At 71.1% G+C, this 23,504-nt stretch carries 17 protein-coding genes, 1 tRNA gene and 3 pseudogenes; 9 read left to right on the top strand and 12 right to left on the bottom strand.

Annotation, left to right across the window (positions count from 1 at the left end; genetic code table 11):
* The first annotated feature begins 7 nt into the window (after positions 1 to 7).
* Entirely contained in the window at positions 8 to 1,174 is a 1,167-nt protein-coding gene (locus NEH16_RS20730) for an acyl-CoA dehydrogenase family protein (protein WP_265544268.1), read from the top strand.
* 172 nt (positions 1,175 to 1,346) lie between these two features.
* A pseudogene (locus NEH16_RS20725) lies at positions 1,347 to 2,329 on the top strand (ABC transporter substrate-binding protein).
* A gap of 58 nt (positions 2,330 to 2,387) precedes the next feature.
* On the opposite strand, the gene NEH16_RS20720 reads toward NEH16_RS20725, so the two are convergent.
* Positions 2,388 to 4,052: a beta-N-acetylhexosaminidase gene (locus NEH16_RS20720; protein ID WP_265544267.1), complete on the bottom strand. Its 1,665-nt coding sequence runs from the start codon at positions 4,050 to 4,052 to the stop codon at positions 2,388 to 2,390.
* 322 nt (positions 4,053 to 4,374) lie between these two features.
* On the opposite strand from NEH16_RS20720, the gene NEH16_RS20715 reads away from it, so the two are divergent.
* Positions 4,375 to 4,650 carry a hypothetical protein gene (locus tag NEH16_RS20715; RefSeq protein WP_018105728.1) on the top strand — a complete coding sequence of 92 codons (276 nt, stop codon included), beginning with the start codon at positions 4,375 to 4,377 and terminating at the stop codon, positions 4,648 to 4,650.
* A 58-nt stretch (positions 4,651 to 4,708) separates the two neighbouring features.
* A pseudogene (glmS, locus tag NEH16_RS20710) lies at positions 4,709 to 6,537 on the top strand (glutamine--fructose-6-phosphate transaminase (isomerizing)).
* A gap of 146 nt (positions 6,538 to 6,683) precedes the next feature.
* Here the strand turns inward: glmS and NEH16_RS20705 are convergent.
* Positions 6,684 to 7,205, bottom strand: coding sequence for a universal stress protein (locus NEH16_RS20705; protein WP_018105726.1), 522 nt, complete (start codon positions 7,203 to 7,205; stop codon positions 6,684 to 6,686).
* Positions 7,206 to 8,118: 913 nt separating this feature from the next.
* Between NEH16_RS20705 and NEH16_RS20700 the strand changes: the two are divergent.
* From NEH16_RS20700 to NEH16_RS20685, 3 genes and pseudogenes are all read left to right on the top strand, one after another.
* A pseudogene (locus NEH16_RS20700) lies at positions 8,119 to 9,320 on the top strand (helix-turn-helix domain-containing protein).
* Positions 9,321 to 9,330: 10 nt separating this feature from the next.
* Positions 9,331 to 9,933, top strand: coding sequence for an oligoribonuclease (orn, locus tag NEH16_RS20690; RefSeq protein ID WP_265544266.1), 603 nt, complete (start codon positions 9,331 to 9,333; stop codon positions 9,931 to 9,933).
* 115 nt (positions 9,934 to 10,048) lie between these two features.
* Positions 10,049 to 10,121: transfer RNA gene (locus NEH16_RS20685), tRNA-His, on the top strand.
* Between the two features lie 57 nt (positions 10,122 to 10,178).
* Here NEH16_RS20685 and NEH16_RS20680 read toward each other — a convergent pair.
* Positions 10,179 to 11,003: an MBL fold metallo-hydrolase gene (locus tag NEH16_RS20680; protein ID WP_265544265.1), complete on the bottom strand. Its 825-nt coding sequence runs from the start codon at positions 11,001 to 11,003 to the stop codon at positions 10,179 to 10,181.
* 107 nt (positions 11,004 to 11,110) lie between these two features.
* On the opposite strand from NEH16_RS20680, the gene NEH16_RS20675 reads away from it, so the two are divergent.
* Positions 11,111 to 11,542: a MarR family winged helix-turn-helix transcriptional regulator gene (locus tag NEH16_RS20675; protein ID WP_265544264.1), complete on the top strand. Its 432-nt coding sequence runs from the start codon at positions 11,111 to 11,113 to the stop codon at positions 11,540 to 11,542.
* On the opposite strand, the gene NEH16_RS20670 is transcribed toward NEH16_RS20675, so the two are convergent.
* From NEH16_RS20670 to NEH16_RS20635, 8 genes are all read right to left on the bottom strand, one after another.
* On the bottom strand, positions 11,503 to 11,709 hold the full coding sequence (locus NEH16_RS20670; protein WP_073965081.1) for a DUF397 domain-containing protein: 207 nt from the start codon (positions 11,707 to 11,709) through the stop codon (positions 11,503 to 11,505). The two genes, NEH16_RS20675 and NEH16_RS20670, sit on opposite strands and share 40 nt — an antisense overlap.
* Entirely contained in the window at positions 11,706 to 12,323 is a 618-nt protein-coding gene (locus NEH16_RS20665; RefSeq protein ID WP_265544263.1) for a hypothetical protein, read from the bottom strand. Before NEH16_RS20665 ends, NEH16_RS20670 begins: the two co-directional genes overlap by 4 nt.
* Before the next feature lie 56 nt (positions 12,324 to 12,379).
* Complete coding sequence (locus NEH16_RS20660; protein ID WP_073965079.1) at positions 12,380 to 13,411, bottom strand: LacI family DNA-binding transcriptional regulator; 1,032 nt, start codon at positions 13,409 to 13,411, stop codon at positions 12,380 to 12,382.
* Positions 13,412 to 13,634: 223 nt separating this feature from the next.
* Positions 13,635 to 15,101, bottom strand: coding sequence for a GH1 family beta-glucosidase (locus NEH16_RS20655; protein WP_073965078.1), 1,467 nt, complete (start codon positions 15,099 to 15,101; stop codon positions 13,635 to 13,637).
* 123 nt (positions 15,102 to 15,224) lie between these two features.
* On the bottom strand, positions 15,225 to 16,145 hold the full coding sequence (locus NEH16_RS20650; protein ID WP_073965077.1) for a carbohydrate ABC transporter permease: 921 nt from the start codon (positions 16,143 to 16,145) through the stop codon (positions 15,225 to 15,227).
* Between the two features lie 16 nt (positions 16,146 to 16,161).
* Positions 16,162 to 17,160, bottom strand: coding sequence for a carbohydrate ABC transporter permease (locus NEH16_RS20645; protein WP_073965076.1), 999 nt, complete (start codon positions 17,158 to 17,160; stop codon positions 16,162 to 16,164).
* A 166-nt stretch (positions 17,161 to 17,326) separates the two neighbouring features.
* Entirely contained in the window at positions 17,327 to 18,652 is a 1,326-nt protein-coding gene (locus tag NEH16_RS20640) for an ABC transporter substrate-binding protein (RefSeq protein ID WP_265544262.1), read from the bottom strand.
* Between the two features lie 525 nt (positions 18,653 to 19,177).
* Positions 19,178 to 19,873, bottom strand: coding sequence for a FadR/GntR family transcriptional regulator (locus tag NEH16_RS20635; RefSeq protein ID WP_265547287.1), 696 nt, complete (start codon positions 19,871 to 19,873; stop codon positions 19,178 to 19,180).
* A 175-nt stretch (positions 19,874 to 20,048) separates the two neighbouring features.
* Between NEH16_RS20635 and NEH16_RS20630 the strand changes: the two genes are divergently transcribed.
* Positions 20,049 to 21,836 (top strand): 2-isopropylmalate synthase, encoded by a 1,788-nt coding sequence (locus tag NEH16_RS20630; protein ID WP_265547286.1) that lies wholly within the window; start codon positions 20,049 to 20,051, stop codon positions 21,834 to 21,836.
* 146 nt (positions 21,837 to 21,982) lie between these two features.
* Here the strand turns inward: NEH16_RS20630 and NEH16_RS20625 are convergent, their stop codons facing one another.
* Positions 21,983 to 23,464: a glycoside hydrolase family 18 protein gene (locus NEH16_RS20625; RefSeq protein WP_265544261.1), complete on the bottom strand. Its 1,482-nt coding sequence runs from the start codon at positions 23,462 to 23,464 to the stop codon at positions 21,983 to 21,985.
* Positions 23,465 to 23,504: the final 40 nt, after the last annotated feature.

Genomic DNA, 23,504 nt, shown 5'->3' with positions numbered 1-23,504 from the left:
TACCCCGATGTCCCTGGACCACCGGCTGACCGCCGAGCACGAGGAACTCCGCCGCACCGTCGAGGAGTTCGCCCATGACGTCGTCGCCCCGAAGATCGGCGACTTCTACGAGCGGCACGAGTTCCCGTACGAGATCGTGCGCGAGATGGGGCGGATGGGCCTGTTCGGGCTGCCGTTCCCGGAGGAGTACGGCGGGATGGGCGGCGACTACCTCGCGCTCGGCATCGCCCTGGAGGAGCTGGCCCGGGTCGACTCCTCGGTCGCGATCACGCTGGAGGCGGGTGTCTCGCTGGGCGCGATGCCGGTCTACCGCTTCGGCACCGAGGAGCAGAAGCGGCGGTGGCTGCCGAAGCTCTGCTCGGGCGAGGCGCTGGGCGCGTTCGGCCTGACCGAGCCGGACGGCGGCTCGGACGCGGGCGGCACGAGGACGACCGCGGTGCGCGACGAGGCGGCGGGCGAGTGGGTGATCAACGGCTCCAAGTGCTTCATCACCAACTCCGGTACGGACATCACGGAGTTGGTGACGGTCACGGCGGTGACCGGCCGCAAGGAGAACGGCGCCCCGCTGATCTCCTCGATCATCGTCCCGTCCGGCACCCCGGGCTTCACGGTGGCCGCGCCCTACTCCAAGGTCGGCTGGAACGCCTCGGACACCCGCGAGCTGTCCTTCTCCGACGTGCGCGTCCCGCTGGAGAACCTGCTCGGCGAGGAGGGCCGGGGCTACGCGCAGTTCCTGCGCATCCTGGACGAGGGCCGCATCGCCATCGCGGCGCTCTCGACGGGCCTGGCGCAGGGCTGTGTGGACGAGTCCGTGAAGTACGCCGCCGAGCGGCACGCCTTCGGGAAGCCGATCGGCGCCAACCAGGCCATCCAGTTCAAGATCGCGGACATGGAGATGCGGGCGCACATGGCCCGCATCGGCTGGCGCGACGCGGCCTCCCGGCTGCTGGCGGACGAGCCGTTCAAGAAGGAGGCGGCCATCGCCAAGCTGTACTCCTCGACGGTGGCCGTGGACAACGCCCGCGAGGCGACCCAGATCCACGGCGGCTACGGCTTCATGAACGAGTACCCGGTGGCCCGGATGTGGCGCGACTCCAAGATCCTGGAGATCGGCGAGGGCACCAGCGAGGTCCAGCGCATGCTGATCGCGAGGGAGCTGGGGCTGCAGGCCTGACCGCCGTACACCGCCGCTGCCGTACGGGCCGGGGCCCGCAGGTCGACAGAGTTTGAGGTTAGGCTAACCTTCCCTCAAACGTGTCACCTGCCGGTCTCCGGCTCGTACGAAGGCGGATTCCGTCATGAGCACTACCCGAGCGTCCCGTCCCACCCGCCGCGGCCTGCTGGCCATGGGCGGTGCCGTTGGTCTCGGCGCCGTGCTCGCGGCCTGCGGCGGCAGCGACTCGAAGGACTCCGCAGGATCGGGCTCCAAGAGCGCCGACGCCGGGCCCTGGAAGTTCAAGGACGACCGGGGGCAGATAGCCGAGGCGAAGTCCGTCCCGAAGAACATCGTCGCCTTCACCGGTGTCGCCGCCGCCCTCCACGACTACGGCATCGAGGTCAAGGCGGTCTTCGGGCCGACGAAGACCGAGGACGGCAAGCCCGACGTGCAGGCCGGCGACCTGGACATCAGCAAGGTCGAGATCCTGGGCAACGTCTGGGGCGAGTTCAACGTCGAGAAGTACGCGGAGCTCGGCCCGGAGCTGCTGGTCACGGCGATGTGGCAGAAGGACGCCCTCTGGTACGTGCCGGACCAGTCCAAGGACAAGATCCTCAAGCTGGCCCGAGCGTCGCCCTGTGGGCCGCCGAGACCACGATCCCGAAGGCGATCCAGCGCCACGAGGACCTGGCGGCCTCGCTCGGCGCCGATGTGAAGGCCGCGAAGGTCGTCGCCGCGAAGTCGCGGTTCGAGAAGGCTGCGGCCCGGCTGCGCGCGGCCGCGAAGTCGAAGCCGGAGATCAAGGTCATGGTCGGCTCGGCCAGCCAGGACCTGTTCTACGTCTCGCTCGCCAAGATGTCCGCCGACACCCTGTACTTCCAGGACCTGGGCGTGAAGTTCGTGGCCCCGAAGGTGAACGCGGCGGGCTTCTTCGAGGAGCTGAGCTGGGAGAACGTCGACAAGTACGACGCCGACATCATCATGATGGACAACCGCTCCTCGGCCCTCCAGCCGGAGGCCCTGACCTCCAAGCCGACCTGGGCGCAGCTGCCGGCCGTCAAGGCGGGCCAGGTCATCCCGCGTACGACGGAGCCGATCTACAGCTACGACAAGTGCGCGCCGATCCTGGAGGACCTGGCGAAGGCCATCGAGAACGCCAAGAAGGTCGCCTGACGCGACGGTTCACCGCCCCCGGCGGCCGGGATGCCCGGCCGCCGGGGGCGGTGCCGTGTCAGCTCCCGCCCGCCGTCTCCGACGCGGGCCACGGGACCTGCGGCGAGCGGTAGTAGTCGATGCCCTGGGCGGTGAACCGCTCCCCGAGCGCCGCGAGCCGCAGCTTGTACGTGTCCCAGTCGTGCGTGGACGCCGGTGACCAGGCCAGCTCCCCGGCGCCGGGCAGCCGCGGGAACGCCATGGCGTCGATGTCGTCGCTGTCGGTCAGGGTCTCGGACCAGATCGGCGCCTCGACGCCGAGCACCGCGCTCTCCGGGGCGCCGGTGAGGTACGTCCCCGGGTCCCAGTCGTAACTGCGCTGCACCTCGACCGTGCCGGCCCACTTCAGGCCCAGCACGGTCTGGTCGGTGTACTTCATGTCGAGGTACACCCGGTCCGCCGGCGACAGCACCAGCCTGGTGCCGTTCTTCGCCGCGTCCACCACCTGCTGCCGGTCGGCGGCGCTGGTCTTGTCGTAGCCCCAGTACTGCGCGACGGCGCCCTTCACCGGGTCGGCCCCGGTCAGCTGGTGCCAGCCCATCACGGTCTTGCCGTACTTGCCGACGATCGCCTGGGCCCGGTCCATGATCTCCACGTAGTCCTCGTGGGTGGTGGAGTGCGCCTCGTCGCCGCCGATGTGGAAGTACCGGCCGGGCGTGAGCGCGGCCACCTCGCCGACGACGTCGTCGATGAAGTCGTACGTGACGTCCTTGCCGGCGCACAGCGTGCTGAACCCGACCTTGATGCCGGTGTAGAGCGGCGGCGCGACGCCGTCGCAGTTCAGCTCGGCGTACGAGGCGAGAGCCGCGTTGGTGTGGCTCGGCATGTCGATCTCCGGGACCACCTCCAGGTAGCGGGAGGCCGCGTACCGCACGATCTCCTTGTACTGCTCCTTGGTGTAGTAGCCGCCGGGCCCGCCGTCGACCTCGGTGGAGCCGCCGTACGTGGCCAGCCTCGGCCAGGAGTCGACGGCGATGCGCCAGCCCTGGTCGTCGGAGAGGTGGATGTGGAAGGTGTTGAACTTGTACTGGGCGACCTGGTCGATGTAGCGCTTGACCTCGTCCACCGAGAAGAAGTGGCGTGCCACGTCGAGCATCGCGCCCCGGTAGGCGTAGCGCGGGGTGTCGGTGATGGAGCCGCCGGCGATCCGCCAGGGGCCCTTCTGGCGGGTGTCGCGCTCCACTTGGGCCGGAAGCAGCTGGCGCAGCGTCTGGACGCCGTGGAAGAGCCCCGCGGGCTGCCTGGCGGTGATGGTGACGTTGCCGCGCCCGGAGGTGAGCGTGTAGCCCTCCGCTCCCAGCTTGCCGGCGCGCGGGTCGAGCCGGAGCCGGATGCCGTCGGCGCCGTCCTTGGTGGTGACCGGCAGGGCGAACCCGGTGGAGGGGCGCAGCAGCCCCGCCAGGTAGTCGCCGATCCTCCGGGCCTCGCCGGAGGAGCCGAGGGTCCGGATCCTGGTGGAGCCGTTGAGCATGTACGGGTCGCCGCCGGGTCTGACCGAGGCGGGGGCGGGCACCACCTGGCCGAGCGGCCTGGGCGCCCACGCCGCCGCGGCCGTACCGGCGGCGGACGCCTGTGGGGCGGCGCACGCGCTGGAGACACCGGCCGCCGCGACGAGTAGCAGCGAGCCGAGGAGCCGGGGTAGAGAACGGGGAAGAGCACTGCGACGTACCGTGTGCAGTCTCACAAGCCGGGTCCCTTTCTGGGGGGTCACTCTGCTGGGTCTCCTGACCTTTCTCCGTCGCCATGCGTACCGCGCGTCTCACGGGTGGTCAAGGTGTAGACCACTTACCGGCGTTGGTCACCCAGGCACCCTGATGAGCTTTTGCGGCTTATGTGCACATTCACCCCTTCGGCTCCGACCACTGCCGCGCCACCCCGTCGCCCGCGCCCCGTGCCGCCCGCACTAAATCCACCCAAGCCAGAAAAACGGGGCCAGTATCGCCGCTCCCTGCCCGATATCGGGCAGGATTGTTGCGCTCGGGCCCCTTCCGCCGCAGTATCGACGGGTGCTCGAACGCCTCTCGTCGTACGACGACCTCATTGACCACGTAGTGCGCAGCACCACGCTGCCCCGCGGCGAAGCCGCCCGGGTGATCCTCGACGTGCTGGCGTACTTCGACGAGACGACCGAGGTCTTCGTCCGCCGCCGCCACCGCGAACTGCAGGCCGGCGGCCTGGTGAACACGGAGATCTTCGAGCGGATCGCGGCCGAACTGCCGCACCGCGCGGTCGCACCGCCGGAGCTCTCGCTCCGTCAACTGCGCCGGATCGTCTACGGCTGAGGCCGCCTCGCGGCCGGGTACCCCTTCACTTGTTCGTCGTCGGAGGACAGAAAGCTCTATGTGCGGAATCGTCGGTTACATCGGAAAGCGTGACGTGGCCCCGCTGCTGCTCGAGGGCCTGCAGCGGCTGGAGTACCGGGGTTACGACTCCGCCGGGATCGTGATCACCGGGAAGCCCGCGGCCGGGAAGCCCGCCGCGCTGAAGTCGGTCAAGGCCAAGGGCCGGGTCCGCGAGCTGGAGTCCCGGGTCCCCAAGCGCTTCGCCGGCACGACCGGCATCGCCCACACCCGCTGGGCCACCCACGGCGCCCCGAGCGACGAGAACGCCCACCCGCACCTGGACGCCGAGGGCAAGGTCGCCGTCGTCCACAACGGGATCATCGACAACGCCGCCGAGCTGCGCGCCCGGCTGACCGCCGACGGCGTCGTCTTCCTCTCCGAGACCGACACCGAGGTGCTGGTCCACCTGATCGCCCGCTCGGACGCCGGGACGCTGGAGGAGAAGGTCCGCGAGGCCCTGCGGTCCGTCGAGGGCACCTACGGCATCGCCGTCCTGCACGCCGACTTCAACGACCGCATCGTGGTCGCCCGCAACGGCTCCCCGGTCGTCCTCGGCATCGGCGAGAAGGAGATGTTCGTCGCCTCGGACGTCGCCGCCCTGGTCGCCCACACCCGCCAGGTCGTCACCCTGGACGACGGCGAGATGGCCACCCTGAAGGCCGACGACTTCCGTACGTACACCACGGAGGGCTCGACCACGACGGCCACGCCGACCACCGTGGAGTGGGAGGCCGAGTCGTACGACATGGGCGGCCACGACACGTACATGCACAAGGAGATCTCGGAGCAGGCGGACGCGGTCGACCGGGTGCTGCGCGGCCGGATCGACGACCGCTTCTCCACGGTGCACCTGGGCGGCCTCAACCTGGACGCCCGCGAGGCGCGCGGGGTCCGCCGCATCAAGATCCTGGGCTGCGGCACCTCGTACCACGCGGGCCAGATCGGCGCCCAGCTGATCGAGGAGCTGGCCCGCATCCCCGCGGACGCCGAGCCCGCCTCCGAGTTCCGCTACCGCAACCCGGTCGTGGACCCGGACACGCTGTACGTCGCGGTCTCGCAGTCCGGTGAGACGTACGACGTGCTGGCCGCCGTCCAGGAGCTGAAGCGCAAGGGCGCCCGGGTCCTCGGCGTGGTCAACGTGGTCGGCTCGGCGATCGCCCGCGAGGCGGACGGCGGTACGTACGTGCACGCCGGTCCCGAGGTGTGCGTGGTCTCCACCAAGTGCTTCACCAACACCGTGGTCGCCTTCGCGCTGCTCGCCCTGCACCTGGGCCGCATCCGGGACCTGTCGGTCGCCGACGGCAAGCGGATCATCGAGGGCCTGCGCAGGCTGCCCGCCCAGATCAGCGAGATCCTGGCGGGCGAGGACGAGATCAAGCGGCTGGCCGCCGAGTACGCGGACGCGAAGTCGATGATGTTCATCGGCCGGGTGCGCGGCTATCCCGTGGCCCGTGAGGCGTCGCTGAAGCTCAAGGAGGTCTCGTACATCCACGCCGAGGCGTACCCCGCCTCGGAGCTGAAGCACGGCCCGCTCGCGCTGATCGAGCCCGCGATGCCGACCGTGGCGATCGTGCCGGACGACGACCTGCTGGAGAAGAACCGCGCCGCGATGGAGGAGATCAAGGCCCGCAGCGGCCGCATCCTCGCCGTGGCCCACCAGGTCCAGGAGAAGGCCGACCACACCATCGTCGTGCCGAAGAACGAGAACGAGCTGGACCCGATCCTCATGGGCATCCCGCTCCAGCTCTTCGCGTACCACACGGCACTGGCCATGGGCCGGGACATCGACAAGCCCGCAACTTGGCGAAGTCGGTCACCGTCGAATAATCACGTTGCGCACGCGAGGCCCCGCGGTCGGTGACCGCGGGGCCTTCCGCGTACAGGCCGGAAACGGCCCCGCAGCGGCCGGGAAGGGCCCATGCAGCGTTTTCCACAGGCGAGTTGAGGCCACCGGCCCCCGGCGGGCCTCCGGGCTACGGGATGACCACGACCGGCCGCTGGGCGCGGCGGGCCAGGCGGCCGGCCACCGAGCCGAAGATCTTGCCCACCAGGCCGTGCGTGGAGCCCACCACGATGGCGTCCGCCGAGTACTCCCGGCCGACCTCCTCCAGCTCGTGGCAGATGTCCCCGCCGCGCTCCACGAGCACCCAGGGCACCTCGGCGAGGTAGTCCGCGCAGGCCAGCTCCAGGCCCAGGACCTCGGTGCGGTGGTCCGGCACGTCCACGAAGACGGGGGGCTCGCAGCCCGCCCAGACCGTGGTCGGCAGCCGGTTGGCGACATGGACGATGATCAGACCGGAGCCCGTCCTCCGGGACATGCCGATCGCATAGGCGAGGGCCCGCTCGCTGGAGGTCGAGCCGTCGAAGCCGACGACGACCCCATGCCGGAAGGCGGGGTCGCACGGACGGCGCGCTTGTTCGGCCGCCAGCGGGTCCGACAAGGGGTCGGCTACCTGCTTGCGGTCCGCGGGTTCGGGGATTTCGTGACCGGCCATCGGTGTCTCGGCGAAGAGAGTCCTCGTGAGGAGAGCGACGTGGGAAGGTGCGTCAGCGGGCGGTGTCGTGGTGTCCGGGAATCATCTTCCCAACCCCTTACCCCCAAGGGTACGGCCCCACTCCTCCATTGCCCGCCCCGCGCACGGCGCGTGCGGCGTTTTCCGGAGCATGCCCGAGACGGGGCCCTCATGGCAATGCCGGTTGCCCTCTACACAGACGTACGGGCCGCCGCCCCGGCCCCTTGCGACGCCCGGCGGGGCCGCCCCGGACGGGTCCGCGCGGACGGTCCCGGGGCGTCGCCCACGAGGAGCGGAACCCACCCTTCCGGGGGAGCCGACCGGCTCGCCGGGTCCGTCCGGAACCCACCGCGCGGTCTGCTCCGGGGGCGGCCGGTGGAGCGGTATTCGGCTGCCCGCCCGAACCGCCCCCGGGCCGGGGCCGCCGAACCCGTCGGCGGGGCCGCCGGCCCCGGCGAGGGGGCGTGCGGGGGCGGTCGGGCGCCCCGGGTTGTGCGCCGGTAGAACGACTGATTTCCGCACACGCGACCGTACATTTTCAGCCAACTTCAAGGACCGGTCGATTCCTTGTCGAAATGGCCGATCAACCCCCTTGCCACCAGGCAGGAAGAGACCGACCGGTACGCTTCCGCCCAATGGGGACGGGCCATGAACGCCGGACGCACTTCCCTGCACGGGCCGCGAGTGAAACGCTTCGTGATCGAACGCTTCCCGCCAGGTTGCCTTGTCGACAATGAGCCGGTTGGTGAACTTGTCACGACGGCACCACGGGACGCAGTAGATTCGATCTTGGGCGTCTCAGGCCAGGGACTCGTGCACGACCGAGGGGACATGTGCAGGTGCGACAGGCCCGTCAGGACCAGGAAGACGCGAACACCGAGGGGGGCTTAGCGTCATGAGCCAGGACTCCGCCACCGCAACGGAGGCTGTAAGGAAGCTGGGCGGAAGACGACGCCGGGAAGTCGTCGCCGTCCTGCTCTTCAGCGGTGGCCCCATCTTCGAGAGCTCCATCCCGCTGTCGGTGTTCGGAATCGACCGCCAGGACGCGGGAGTTCCGCGCTACCGGTTGCTCGTGTGCAGCGGTGAAGAGGGACCGCTGCGCACCACCGGAGGACTCGAACTGACCGCGCCCTACGGGCTGGAGGCGATCAGCAGGGCCGGCACCGTCGTGGTGCCCGCCTGGCGCTCGATCACCTCGCCGCCGCCCATGGAGGCGCTGGACGCGCTGCGCCGCGCCCACGAGGAGGGCGCCCGCATCGTCGGCCTGTGCACGGGGGCCTTCGTGCTCGCCGCCGCCGGGCTGCTGGACGGCCGCCCGGCCACCACCCACTGGATGTACGCACCGACGCTGGCCAAGCGCTATCCGTCGGTGCACGTCGACCCGCGCGAGCTGTTCGTGGACGACGGGGACGTGCTGACCTCCGCCGGGACGGCGGCCGGCATCGACCTGTGTCTGCACATAGTCCGCTCGGACCACGGCACGGAGGCCGCCGGGGCACTCGCCCGCCGGCTCGTCGTGCCGCCCCGGCGCAGTGGCGGTCAGGAGCGCTACCTCGACAGGTCTTTACCTGAGGAGATCGGCTCCGACCCGCTCGCCGAGGTCGTCGCCTGGGCGCTGGAGCATCTGCACGAGCAGTTCGACGTGGAGACGCTGGCCGCGCGCGCCTACATGAGCCGGCGGACCTTCGACCGGAGGTTCCGCTCGCTGACGGGCAGCGCACCGCTCCAGTGGCTGATCACCCAGCGGGTGCTTCAGGCGCAGCGCCTCCTGGAGACGTCGGACTACTCGGTGGACGAGGTCGCGGGCCGCTGCGGCTTCCGCTCGCCGGTCGCGCTGCGCGGGCACTTCCGCCGCCAGCTCGGCTCCTCCCCGCCGCGTACCGGGCCGCCTACCGGGCCCGCCGTCCGCAGGGCGGGGTGCCGGAGCCGGTCATGGTGACGGAGGTGGCGGTGCCCGCCCAGGGCAACGCCCAGAGCCGCCGTACCGCCGTCCCCGGCCCGTCCGGCGCCGCACCCGCGGCGCTGGACGCGAAGGCGGGCACCGACGTGTTCGCCGCGGGGCGCCCGGCCCTGCCCGGGCAGCGGAGCGCCCCGTAGGGTGGAGCCCATGAACGACCGCATGGTGTGGATCGACTGCGAGATGACCGGGCTCTCGTTGGCGGAGGACGCACTCATCGAGGTGGCCGCACTGGTCACCGACTCGGAGCTGAACGTGCTCGGCGAAGGGGTGGACATCGTGATCCGCCCGCCGGACGCGGCGCTGGAGACCATGCCCGAGGTGGTGCGGCAGATGCACACCGCCTCGGGCCTCCTCGACGAGCTGGCCGGCGGCACCACGCTGGCCGACGCCGAGGAGCAGGTCCTCGCCTATGTCCGCGAGCACGTGAAGGAGCCGGGCAAGGCGCCCCTGTGCGGGAACTCGGTCGGCACCGACCGCGGCTTCCTGTCCCGGGACATGCCGCTGCTGGAGGGCTACCTCCACTACCGGATCGTGGACGTCTCCTCCATCAAGGAGCTGTCCCGCCGCTGGTACCCGAGGGCGTACTTCAACAGCCCGGAGAAGAACGGCAACCACCGGGCGCTCGCCGACATCCGCGACTCGATCACAGAGCTGCGGTATTACCGCGAGGCGGTCTTCGTCCCGCAGCCCGGCCCGGATTCCGAGCAGGCGAAGGCTGCGGCCGCGCGGGTCTCGCGGCCCCGCGCCTGAAGGCGCTGGTCACGGCCCTTCCGGGGGCCGCGACCGCCCGCCGGGCAATGAGTGCGCGAGCACCCTCCCGGACCCTGTACACTTTTTCTCGGCCGGTCGGAAACGCCCGGACGTGGTGGGTATAGCTCAGATGGTAGAGCACCTGGTTGTGGTCCAGGATGTCGCGGGTTCGAGTCCCGTTACTCACCCTTGAGGATCAGCCCCCGACCTGTGAGACAGGTCGGGGGCTGATGCGTTTCCCGGCTCTACGCGAGCCCGTCGGCGGCGTCCAGGGGCCGCCAGGCCGGTCCCTCGCCGCCCGCTACGACCCGGCCGAAGGCCCTGTCCGCGAAGTGGATGCCGAAGGCCAGCGTGCCGGGCTCCGCCAGCTCGGCGACGAGGCGGCGGCGGTGCTCGGCGGAGGCGGCCGGGTCGTGGTCGTAGACGCAGGACCACTCGGGCCGGTCCACCTGGACCGGTGAGTGCAGCGAGTCCCCGAAGGCGATCAGGCGCCGCCCGCCGCCCGTGATGACGAACTCCGTGTGGCCCGCGGTGTGTCCGGCGGTGACCCGGGCCCGGACGCCGGGGAAGACCTCCTGGCCGTCGGCCACCGTACGGACGTGGGGCGCGAGGGCGTCCAGGCCGTCGCCGGGCTCGCGGGCGGCCCATTCCGCTTCCGCCACCAGGTATGCGGCGCGGGCGAAGAGCCGTTCGTGGGTGGCCCAGCCCGTGTGGTCCGGGTGGAGGTGGCTGAAGGCGACGGCCTCGATGCAATCCGGGGTCCGGCCGAGCGCGGCCAGGGAGGCCGGGAGGTCGCCGCCGCGCATGGCGCCGTTGGGGGTGGCCGGGTCCGCCGGGAGCGTGTGCGGGCCGAAGCCCGCGTCGATCAGGAGGGCGCGGTCGCCGTGCTCCACCAGGAGACCGCCGACGCTCGCGACCAGGTACCCGGAGGCGTCCAGGTACTCCGGGCGGGCCGCCCAGAAGGCGTCGGTGCTGTCCGGCAGCCAGGCGGTCGGGCGGCCCTGGATCACCCCGTCCGGCACGAAGGACACCGTGGTGTCGCCCAGACGCAGGGTGGTGGGGTCCGTCATGGCGTCGCTCCTCGTTCGTCGCTGTGTGACGGGGCCACCGTAAGCATCGAACTAGAAACATTCAAGTTGTAATTATTCTTGCTTGATGGACTTGCTAGAGTGAGTCCATGACGACACCCCCCGAAGCACAGGCCGCCGCCGAGCGTGAGCTGTGCGGGCTGGTGAACGGGCTGGCCGCCCGGATCGCCGATCACGTACGCAAGCGCGCCGTCCACCTCGGCCTCACCGCGGCCCAGGCCACGGCGCTGCGGGAGATGACCGGGCCGATGACCATGCGCGAACTGGCCGAGCGCATGAGCTGCGAGCCGTCCAACGCCACCTTCGTCGTCGACAAGCTGGAGAAGCGGGGCCTGGTCGAACGCCGCCCGCACCCCACCGACCGGCGCGCCCGGCACCTCGTACTGACGCCCGAGGGCACCGGCGTACGCGCACGGCTGCTGGAACTCCTCGCCGAGGACTCACCGCTGGCCGGGCTCGGCCCGGGAGGGCAGCGGGCCCTTCAGGAGCTGCTGGAGAAGACGGTCGCCCGGCCGACCTGACCGACGAACTCCGACCAGGCGCCCGGCTCGAAGGCGAGCGCGGGGCGGGCCGGGGTCTTGGAGTCGCGCAGGCGGACCGCCGCCCCGGGGCCGGAGGGCAGTGCCACCTCGACGCAGTCGGGGCCAGCCGAGTCGCAGTAGCTGGACCTGGTCCAGTGCGGGGTCATGGTGCGCTCCTCCGTTCGCCGTCCGGCGCCCGCGTCGCGGGGGCACCGTAGCCGTCGGGCCGGGTGACCGGGAGCGCCGAGACGCCCAGGTCCCGGCGCATCGTCTGCCGTACCTCGTACAGGCCCTCCGAGGCGCGCTCCAGCGATTCCCTGATCTCCTCCAGGGGCTCGTCGGCCGCCTCTCCTCGTTCGTGGCGGCCCAGCAGGGCGTGGATGCGGTGCAGTTGGTGCACGACGCCGCCCGCCACGGTCAGCACCTCGTCGCCGATGACCATCTGCGCCTCGGCGTACACATCGCGCAGGACGCGGCGGGGCTCCTCCCGCTCCTGGCTCCGTTCGGGGCGCGCCTCCCCGGCGGCGAGGGCGAAGTAGTCCTTCGACAGGACGGAGTGGAACTGCCGCAGGCGCTGGTTGAACACCGCGTACGAGGCGCGCCGTACGGCAAGGTTCTCGCGGCGCTCGTCCGCCAGCAGCTCCTCCCGGCGCAGCCGCTCCGCACGGTCGAGCTCCACCGTCTTGGCCCGCAGCGCGCCGCGGTGCGCCATCACGCCGGACACCAGGGTGCCCGCCACCCCCACCACGGCGACGATCAGAGCGGTCAGAGAAGGGTCCACACCTCCGAAGCTACTCGAAGTGGGCCCCGGGGAAACCGAGTTGCGGCAAGCCGGGCTCACGACGAGTCGCGGACCACCAGCTCGGTCGGCAGCACGATCTGCGCCCGGTCCGCGTTCTCCCCCGCGATCATGTCGAGCAGCACCCGGGTCATCGTGCGGCCCATCTCCTCGATCGGCTGGCGCACGCTGGTGAGGGCCGGGTCCATGTGGCGGGCCACGGCCGAGTCGTCGAAGCCGATGAGGGCGACGTCGTCCGGGATGCGGCGGCCGGCCTCGCGCAGCACCTGGCGGGCGCCGGCGGCCATCACGTCGGACGCGGCGAAGACGGCGTCCACGTCGGGGCGGCGGGCGAGCAGGTCGCGCATGGCCTGGGCGCCGCCCTCCTCGGAGAAGTCGGCGGGGGCGATCAGCCGCTCGTCGGGCTCCAGGCCCGCGTCGCGGACGGCCTGGCGGTATCCGTCCAGGCGGCTCTGGGAGGCGTAGACGTCGAGCCGGCCGGTGATCGTGGCGATGGAGCGGCGGCCGCGCGACGCGAGGTGTTCCACGGCGCTGCGGGCGCCCTCGAAGTTGTCCGAGTCGACGGAGGAAAGGGGCTCGGCGGCGGATCTGCGCCCGTTCATCACGGCGGGCATGCCGAGCTGTTCGAGCAGGTCGGGCAGCGGGTCGTCGGCGTGCACGGAGACCAGCAGCACGCCGTCCACGCGGTGCGCGGTGAGGTACTGCGCGAGCCGGCGGCGCTCGCGGTCGCTGCCGACGAGGGTGAGCAGCAGCTGCATCTCCGTGTCGGCGAGGGCGGCGCCGACCCCGCGCACGATGTCGGAGAAGTACGGCTCCGCGAAGAAGCGGCTCTCCGACTCGGGCACGACGAGCGCGATGGCGTCCGTGCGGTTGCCGGCCAGCGCGCGGGCCGCGCGGTTGGGCACGTAACCCAGTTCGGCGACGGCGGCCTCGACCGCCTCCCTGGTGTGGGCGCTGACCCGGGGCGATCCGTTGATGACGCGCGAGGCCGTGCCCCGCCCGACCCCCGCCCGCGCCGCGACCTCTTCGAGCGTGGGCCGGCCCCCGCTCCGTACTCGCGCTGCCGTCATGGCTGCCTCCCGTTCGCGGTCAATTTCTCACAGTCGGATAACCAAACCAAGTCCTGGCGTTGGTTCCCTTGACACTCTGCGGGACCGGTCGGCCGCTCCCCCGCTCCATTTATGGGAGCGCTCCCACTCTACGCGCGTGGTCAAGCGGAACGCACAGGCCGGGGGGCGAATGGGCCGAGACCCGGCACGGATGCCGGGTCTCGGGAGGAGGCTGGGGACGCGATCAGGCGCGGTCCTCCAGCGGCGGGAGGCCGTGGCGGCGGATCACGTCGGCGTACCAGTGGGCACTCGCCTTCGGGATGCGGCGCTGGGTGGCGTAGTCGACGTACACCGCGCCGAACCGCTTCGAATAGCCGTACGCCCACTCGAAGTTGTCCATCAGCGACCAGAGGAAGTAGCCGCGCACGTCCGCGCCGTCGGCCACCGCGCGCCGCACGGCGTCGAGGTGGCCGTGCAGGTAGGCGATGCGCTCGGGGTCCTGGACCCGGCCCTCGGGCGAGACGTAGTCGTCGAAGGCGGCACCGTTCTCGGTGACCATGAGCGGGATACCGGGGTGCTCACGGGTGACGTCCATGAGCAGGTTGTAGAGCCCGTTGGGGTCGATGGACCAGTTCATGGCGGTGGTCGGCTTGCCGTCGGCGAGGTGGAAGGCGACGTGCTCGGAGCCGGGCCAGGGCGAGTAGTCGCTCGCGCCGTGGCCGTCGTTGCGGGTGTCCCCCGCGCCCTCGGCGGGCGTGGAGACCAGGGTCGGCGTGTAGTAGTTGATGCCGAGGACGTCGACCGGGCGCGCGATGGCCTCCAGGTCGCCGTCCTGGACCAGCTTCGACCAGTCCACGATGTGCGCGGTGTCCGTGAGCAGGTCCTCCGGGTAGGCGCCGTGCAGCATCGGGCCGGTGAAGACCCGGTTGCCGACCGCGTCGATGCGGCGGGCGGCGTCCGCGTCCTCGGGGCTCGGCGTCAGCGGGCGGACCTGGTGGAGATTGAGGGTGACCGAGGTCTGCGCGGCAGCGGGGAGTTGCCCGCGCAGAACCTCGATCGCCCGGCCATGGGCGAGGTTGAGGTGGTGGGCCGCCCGGAGGGCGGAGGCCGCCTCGGTGCGGCCGGGGGCGTGCACCCCGGAGCCGTAGCCGAGGAAGGCCGAGCACCACGGCTCGTTGAAGGTGGTCCACGTACCGACGCGGTCGCCGAGGGCGCCGGCCATGATCGCGGTGTAGTCCGCGAACCGCTCGGCGGTGGCGCGCTCCGGCCAGCCGCCCGCGTCCTCCAGCTCCTGCGGCAGGTCCCAGTGGTAGAGGGTGGCGACGGGCTTGATCCCGGCCTCGAGCAGCTCGTCGACGAGCTTGCGGTAGAAGTCGAGCCCGCGCTGGACGGCGGGGCCGCGGCCGGTGGGCTGGACCCGGGACCAGGAGATGGAGAAGCGGTACGCCTTCAGCCCCAGCTGCTTCATCAGGGCCACGTCGTCGCGGTACCGGTGGTAGTGGTCGGCGGCGATGTCGCCGGTGTCGCCGTTGCGGACCTTGCCGGGGGTACGGCTGAAGGTGTCCCAGATGGAGGGCGTGCGCCCGTCCTCGGCGGCGGCACCCTCGACCTGGTAGGCGGCGGTGGCCGCTCCCCAGACGAAGCCCGTGGGGAACGTGGTGGTGGCCTCGGGCGCCGGCTTCGGGGCGATGTCAGGTCGTACGGCAGTCATGCGGGAGCGCTCCCAGGGGGTGTGAAGGACAGGGGCGTTGACGGGTGGGGCTACGGAGCCCGTACGGTCCACGGGGCGGTCGGGACCGTACGGCTCCGTGACGGAGAAGCGGCGAGCGGGTGGTCAGCCCTTGACGGCACCGGACATGATGCCGCCGACGATCTGCTTGCCGAAGATCACGAACACCACGAGCAGCGGCAGGGTGCTGATCAGCGCGCCGGCCATCACGATGCTCGTGTCGGGGGTGTACGAGGCACTGAGCTGGCCGAGGGCCACCTGAAGGGTGGGGTTCTCCTGGCTCAGGGCGAGGTAGGGCCAGAAGAAGTCGTTCCACGCCTGGACGAAGGTGAGCATGCCGAGCACCATCATCGCGGGGCGGGCCACCGGCAGCACCACGCTCAGCACGATGCGGAAGTTGTTCGCGCCGTCGATCTTGGCGGCCTCGATCAGCTCGTACGGCAGCGCCTCCATGAGGTACTGGCGCATGAAGAACACACCGAAGGCGCTGACCAGGGTCGGGAAGATCACCGCTTCCAGGTCCCCGCCCCAGCCGATGTCGGACATCATCATGAACAGCGGGACGACGCTGAGCTGCGGCGGGATCGTCAGGGTCAGGATGACGCCGGTCATCAGGATGTTCCGGCCGCGGAAGCGCATCTTGGCGAAGGCGTAGCCGGCCAGGGTGCAGAAGAAGAGCGTCGCCACGGTGATGCAGCCGGACACGATGACGCTGTTGACGATCGCCTTGCCCAGGTGGGCCTGGTTCCACGCGGCGTCGAGGTTGTGGATGAGGCGTCCGCCCGGCAGGAACGGCGGGGTGGTGGCCAGCACCTCGTCCTGGGTGTGGGACGCGGCCACGAGGGTCCAGTACAGCGGCAGCAGCGAGCCGATGCCGATGACGGCCAGGGCGGCGTAAGCGAACGGGCCGCCCTTCAGCTGCTGCCCGGCACCGGGCCGGAAGCGGCTGGGCCGCTTCGGTGCGCGGTGGACGGAACGCGCCGGGAGGCCGGGCTCCGAGACTTTGGTGGGGCTGGTGAGGGTCATTGGATATCGCTCCCGGTCAGACCGCGGATTTGCGTACGAAGCGGCCGATGAGCCAGTTGACCGCGGCGATGATCAGCAGGAGGGCGAGCATCGCCCAGGCCACTGCGGCGGCCGGACCGAGGTGCCCCAGGTTCCAGCCGTAGTTGTAGAGGTAGACGCTGAGGGTCTCGTACTGATTCTCGTTGCCGCCGGTCTGGCCGAGGGTGCCGCCTTCGAGCAGCAGGGGCTCACCGAACAGCTGCATCGATCCGATGGTCGAGATAACGATCGTGAAGAGGATCGTGGGCCGCAGCGACGGGATGGTCACCTTGCGGAACTGCTGCCAGCGCGAGGCGCCGTCGAGCGAGGCGGCCTCGTACAGGTCGGACGGCACGGCCTGCATGGCGGCCAGGTAGATCAGGGCGTTGTAGCCGGTCCAGCGCCAGATCACGATGACCGCGATGGCGATCTTGGACGTCCAGTGGCCGTTGGCCCAGTTCGTGTCGCCGAGGCCGACGAAGTGCAGCACCCAGTTGAGCAGACCGCCGTCGGCCCGGAAGACCAGGGCGAAGACGAGGGCGGCGGAGGCCACGGAGGTCGCGTACGGAGTGAGGATGACCGTGCGCCAGAAGGTGCTGGCCCGCAGCTTGTAGTTGAGCAGGTGGGCCAGGCCGAGCGCGACGAGCAGCTGCGGGACGACCGAGATGACGCCGATCAGGAAGGTGTTGCTGACGGCCGTCCAGAACTCGGCGTCGTGCAGGATCTTGTCGAAGTTCTCCCAGCCGACCCACTCCATCTGGTCCATGCCGGTCATCTCGACCCGGTGCAGGGCGATCCAGCCGGTGTAGAGCAGCGGGTAGAGCCCGAAGGCGCCGAAGACGAGGAAGAACGGGGCTATGTAGGCGTACGGGGACGCCTTGTCGTCGAACCGCCAGATCCGGCTGCGCCAGGTCTGCCGGCGGGCGTCCACCGGTTTGTGCTGGGAGCCGCGGGGTGGCGGCGCGTATGCGTCCCGGGTGGGAGTCGAGGTGGCCACGAGCGGGAGTCCTTCCCTGGATTTGCTTGAGTTACCCGGGTACGGGGATGGCTGGGCCGTTGCGCCGCACCCCTCAGGAACACGCGGGTGCGGGCGGCCCGGGGAGGGGCCGCCCGCGCCCGGGCGGGTCCGGCGGATCAGGAGGCCGGACACGCCCTGGCGAACGTCAGCCGATCACCTTGTCGATCGACTTGGTCGCCGCCTCCCACGCGTCGGCCGGCTTGGTGCCGCGCTGCTCCATGTTGTTGATCTGGGTGGAGATGGTGTCCTTGATGGCCGCGTCCTTCGGGCCGAGGATCGTCTCGGGGATCGACTTGGCCTCGTCGGCGTAGATCTGGCCGATCGGGGCGTCGTTGAAGTACGGCAGGGTCGCGGACTTCACGTCGGCCAGCTCGTACGCGCCCTTGTTGGACGGGAAGGAACCGATCGCCTTGAAGACGGCGGCCTGCTGCTCGGGGGCGGTCAGCCACTTGACGAGCTTGGCGGCCTCGTCGACGTTCTTGCCGGACTTCGGGACGCCGAGGAAGGAGCCGCCCCAGTTGGCCGCGGTGGAACCGGGGGCGGTGGTGATGTCCCACTTGCCCTTGTTGGCGTCACCGGCGTTCACGGAGATCTGGCCGGCCATCCAGGCGGGGCAGACCACGGTGGCCATGGTGCTCTTGCGGAGCGCGGCCTTCCACGGGTCGCTGAACTGGGCGAGGCCCTGGGTCAGCTTCTTGTCCGCGGCCTCGGCCGCCAGGTTCCAGCCCTGCTGGACGCTGGGGCTGTCCTTGTAGATCGCCTTGCCGCTCTCGTCGTAGTACTGCTTCGCGTTGGAGCTGACGACGGCGTTGTACATGGCGCTGGCGGAGTCCATGAAGTACGTGCCCGCGGGGGCCTTCTTCTTGTACTCCTCACCGAGCTTGAGGTAGTCCTCCCAGCCGCCGGAGATCTTGGCGGCGACCTCCTTGCGGTCGGTCGGCAGACCGGCCTTCTTGAACAGCTCGGTGTTGTAGCAGAGCGACATCGGGCCGATGTCGGTGCCCGCGCCGATCACCTTGCCGTCGGCCGTGGTGGCCTGCTTCTCCTTCCACGACACGAACTCGTTGACGTCGATGACCTTGCTCAGGTCGGCGAACTGGTCCGCCTTGGTGTCGACGAGCTCCTTGATGCGGCCGACCTCAAGACCCTGGACGTCGGCGAGGCCGCTGCCCGAGTTCAGCTGCTGGAGCAGCTTCGGGTAGTAGACCTTCTCATCGGCGGTGGTGTCTTCCTTCACCGTGATGTTCGGGTGCAGCTCGTGGTACTTGGCGAAGAGACCGGCTTCCTTGTAGCCGAACTGGCCGAAGTCGGCGACGGTCAGCGTGATCTTCCCGTTGGCGCCGGAGGACTCGTTCGAATCGGAGTCGTCGCTGCTGCAGCCGGTCAGCAGCAGCGCCGAAGCGGTCAGGCCCGTGGTGGCCAGGACCGCGACTCTGCGGCCGCGGCCGGCGACGGTGCGGGTGATACGCATTCCACTACTCCTTGTTCCAGGGTGGGACTGGCTCACTGCGTGGCATACGCGCTGGTGAGTGCGGGTGCCGGATGGGTTTGGGGGAGTACACGGGCAGTGCCGTTCACCCGAGAAATCCTCGTGTGATGTGGGAGCGCTCCCATGCGTCGATGTCGGAAGATTGCTGCCTTCGGGGGGTGGGTGTCAAGAGTTGAAGACGCTTCCGTTGCGCGAGCGTGTCCTGCAAGTCACGAGACCGTGTCCGGCCGAAGGCTTGCCAAAGCGGTGCGCGGCGTTGCGGCGTGGCTCGCGATTCCGAATTCCCGCAGGTGGGGGGCGGGTTGACAATGGATCTTGATTGACCCCCGGCGGAAAACAGGCTGCGACGCCGGTTTTCCGGCACGGGCCGGAAACAGTCCGCCGGAGCCCCGGGGGCCCCGCCGGGAAGTGAACGGGCCATGGCGCGGAGGGGGCGCGGATCCGGACCCGCGCGTTCTTTGCCCGAAGCCGGGGTCCGGATGGTGGCGGGAGGGGAGCGCTCCGGCGTCAGGCCCCGCGCAGCCGGGACAGCGTGGACTCCAGCTCCTCCTGCGCCGCGCGCGCCGCCGCCTCCGGATCGCCCGCGACGACGGCGGTGACCAGGGCGTGGTGGCCCGGGTGGCCGTGGTGGGGGTCCTGGCGGCGGAGGCCGAGCAGGTCCACGAGGTCGATGAGGGCCTGGCGGAGGGCCGGGACGAACTCGGCGAAGAGGTCGGTGAGGACCGGGTTGTGCGCGGCGGCCACGACCGCCCGGTGCACCGCGATGTCCGCGTCCACGAAGTCCGCGTCGTCCACGCCCTCGCCCGCCCTCAGCCGGGCCGTGAGCGCCGCGTCGAGGGCGGTCAGGTCCTCGTCGGTGCGGCGGCGGGCGGCGAGGCGGGCGGCCTGGACCTCGATGAGCATGCGGACCTCGTAGACGTCGGTGACCGACGCCCGGCGCAGCCGTACCGGCCACTCCTCCGTGACGTGGTCCGCGACGACGAAGACGCCGGCGCCCTGGCGGGACTGGAGGAGTCCGAGCGTGGCGAGCGTACGGACCGCCTCGCGGACCGTGGAGCGGCCCACGCCCAGCTCGCGGGCGAGGGTCGTCTCGCCGGGGAGCTTCGTGCCGACCGGCCAGTGCCCCTCGGTGATCTGCGTGCGCAGATGGCTGGTCGCCTGTTCTACGAGGGGGCTGGGGCGGAGGGGGCCGAGCGGGGACACGTCGTTCACCTGTCAGGTTGTCTGAGGGGTTGGCTTCTGGTTACTGTACCGCCCATGACGTACCGCGGTCTCCTCCTTCTCGGCTGCCGCGGCGGGGCCTGAAGCGATCGGCACCCCGCCGCGGGGTGCCGTGCTGGGCCGGTCGCATCCGGCGATGCGAGAAGAGACACCGTTCATGCCCGAGTCCATGTCCGCGGCCACGTCCGACGCCCGGTCCCCGATGCACAGCTTCCCGACCATCTGCACGCCCCGCGGCCCGGTCCCCCGGGCGGCCCCCCGCTGGAACCGGCAACGCTCCAGCTCCATGCCCTCGCACCGCTACCGCTCCGCGTTCGACCGGGTCGCGGTCCCGCTGACCGGGCGGAGCTGGCCGCAGGCCCGTATCGAACGCGCCCCGCTGTGGGTGCCGGTCGACCTGCGGGACGGCAACCAGGCGCTGGCGGAGCCGATGGACACCCCGCGCAAGCGGCGGATGTTCGACCTGCTGGTGGCGATGGGCTTCAAGGAGATCGAGGTCGGCTACCCGTCCGCGAGCCGCACCGACTTCGACTTCGTACGCCACCTGGCCACGAGCGGGGCGGTCCCCGACGACGTCACCGTGGTCGTCTTCACGCCCGCCAAGCCGGACCTGATCGACCGGACCTTCGCGTCCGTGGCGGGCCTGGACCGCGTCGTCGTCCACCTCTACATCGCGACCGCCCCCGTCTGGCGCGAGGTGGTCCTCGGCCGCGACCGGGCCGAGGTGCACGGCGTGGTGCTCGACGCGGCCCGGCGGATGGACCGGCTGGCGCGGGCCAGGCCGGGCGCCGACATCCGGTTCCAGTTCTCGCCCGAGGTCTTCAACCTGACCGAGCCCGACTACATCCTGGAGATCTGCGACAGCCTGACCGAGCTGTGGGACGCCTCGCCGGACCGGCCGGTCGTCCACAACCTGCCGGCCACCGTGGAGATCGCCACGCCCAACGTCTACGCGGACCAGATCGAGTACATGCACCGCCACCTGGCCCGGCGGGACGCGGTGATCCTCTCCGTGCACCCGCACAACGACCGGGGCACGGGCGTGGCCTGCGCGGAGCTGGCGGTGCTGGCGGGCGCCCAGCGGGTGGAGGGCTGCCTGTTCGGCAACGGGGAGCGCACCGGCAACGTGGACCTGGTCAACCTGGCGCTCAACCTGCACGCCCAGGGCGTCGACCCGATGATCGACTTCTCGGACATCGACGAGATCCGCCGCACGGTCGAGCACTGCAACCGGCTGCCGGTGCCGCCGCGCCATCCGTACGGCGGGGACCTGGTCTACACCGCGTTCTCCGGCACCCACCAGGACGCCATCAGCAAGGGGTTCGCCCGCCGCGCGGACAGCGCGTCGGAGCTGTGGGAGGTGCCGTACCTGCCGATCGACCCGGCCGACGTGGGGCGTACGTACGAGGCCGTCATCCGGGTCAACTCGCAGTCGGGCAAGGGCGGCATCGCCCATCTGCTGCGCACCGGCCACGGGGTGGACCTGCCGGCCGGGATGCGGGCGGAGTTCTCCCGTACGGTCCAGGAGGCGACCGACGACAGCGGCGCCGAGGCCACCGGGAAGGACCTGTGGAACCTCTTCGAGGCCGCGTATCTGGTCCCCGGGCGGGACGGCGGGGTCGCCCTCGCCTCCTGGTCGGCGCAGACCGGCCCGGCCGGAGAGCACCGCTTCGTCTGCACGCTGCGCGTGGACGACCGGGAGGGCGATTACGAGGGGACGGGCACCGGCCCGGTCACGGCGTTCGCGGACGCGCTGGCGGCGGCCGGGGTGGAGGCGGCCGTCCTCGAACTGTCGGAGCAGCACCCGGACGGCGCCGGGACGACGACCGCGTACGCCCGCTGCCGGGTCGGCGGCGAGGAGCGCTGGGGCGCGGGCCGGGACGCCTCGGGCGTGGCCGCGTCCGTGGCGGCGGTGCTGTCGGCGGTGAACCGGGCGCGCGGGTAGCGGATCGCGGACAGGAGTGCGCCCCCGGCCGGGAGGAAGGGGGGTGCTCGACCCGGCCGGGGGCAGTGGGGCGCGCACCCCGGCCGGGGGTGGGGGAAAGGGGGGCCGGGCCGGGGTGCGCGGAGGGGGTGTGGTCCTCGGTGGTCCTACTTGTAGGCGCCGAACGCCTTGGTGAAGGCGAGCGGTTCCTGGGTGATCGAGCTGCACGAGGCGTCCGCGGTGGGCTTGGCGCCGCCCGCGCACTCCTTGTCCCGGGTGCCCGACCACATCGCGAGCCAGGCGAGGCCCTTCTCCTTCGCGAAGGCGACGAGCTGGGTGGCGTCCTCGACCTTGAAGACCTCGGTGCTGACGTCGTTGACGCCGATCATCGGGGTGACGGCGACGGCCTTCCACGCGTCGGCGTCGGAGAGCCCGAGCACGCCCTTGATCTGGGCCTGCGTGGCGGTGGCGGCCTGGATGGCGTACGTGCCCATGTCGCCGCTGTAGGAGGCGCCGTAGTCCATCGCCATGATGTTGACGGCGCCGACGTCCACACCGTTCTTCTTCGCGTCCGCGATCAGGTCGACGCCGGGCTGGGTCAGGCCCTCGGGCATCACGGGGAGCGTGAAGGACACGTCCAGGCCGGGGTGCGCCTTCTGGAGCTGCGCGATGGCCTGCGAGCGGCGGGTGTTGGCGGCCGTGTCGGGGAGCGCGCCGCCCTCGATGTCGAAGTCGACCTTGGTCAGCTTGTACGCGTCGACGACCTTGCCGTACGCGGCGGCGAGGTCGGCGGCCGAGGTGCAGCGCAGGGCCAGTTCGGACCCCGCGGCCCCACCGAAGGAGACCCGGACGTCGCCGCCGGCCGCGCGCAGGGCGCCGATCTGGGAGGCGACCTGGTCGTCGCCGAGGCCGGTGACCCCGCCCCAGAGCGGGGCGCAGCTGCCGCCGGAGGTGATGAAGGCGAGGTTGAACTGCTTGACGCCGGTCTTGTTCGCGGTGTCGACCAGGTCGTACGCGGGGTAGAGCGAGGTGTCCACGTACGGGGCGAAGCGGGCGCCGCTCGCGGTGCCGCCGCCGTCGTCGGTCTTCGTGGGGGTGGGGGTGGGCGTCGGCGTCGGGGTCGCCGTCCCGGTGGGCTTCTCGGTGGGGGTGGCCGAGGGGGTGGGGGTGGCCGTTTCGGTCGGGCGGCCGCTGGGTTCGGGGGTGGCGCCGGGGTCCACGGAGCACTTGGCGCCGTCGATCAGGCAGCCGGTGGGGTCGGCCGCGGTGCCGTCGGAGGCGGCGACGAAGCCGACGGTGACGGACTGTCCGGCGGCCAGCTGCTTGTTCCAGCTCGCGGGGCGGACGGTGACGTGGTTGCCGCTGACGGTCTGCTCGCCGTTCCACAGCGAGCTGAGCCTCGTGCCCGCCGGGAGGTCGAACTCGAGGGTCCAGTCGGTCTTGGCCGAGCCGGTGTCGTTGGTGACGACGTACTGCCCGGTGTAGCCGCCGGTCCAGCCGCTGGTACGGGTGTACGCGGCGCCGACCGCCGATGCCTGCGCCGTCCCGGTGAGGGCGAACACCGTCCCGCCGATCACCGCCGCGGCGACGACCGAGCCGATCACCTTGGTCCTGGTGCCCATCGTGCGCCGGTGCGTACTGGTGCCCATCGCGTTCCTGCCTCGTCGTACGGGAGTGGGGGATGCGGGA

Source organism: Streptomyces drozdowiczii, assembly GCF_026167665.1.
Classification (GTDB): domain Bacteria; phylum Actinomycetota; class Actinomycetes; order Streptomycetales; family Streptomycetaceae; genus Streptomyces; species Streptomyces drozdowiczii_A.
Note: the sequence above shows the minus strand (reverse complement) of the source record. Positions and strands in the feature narration are given on the sequence as shown.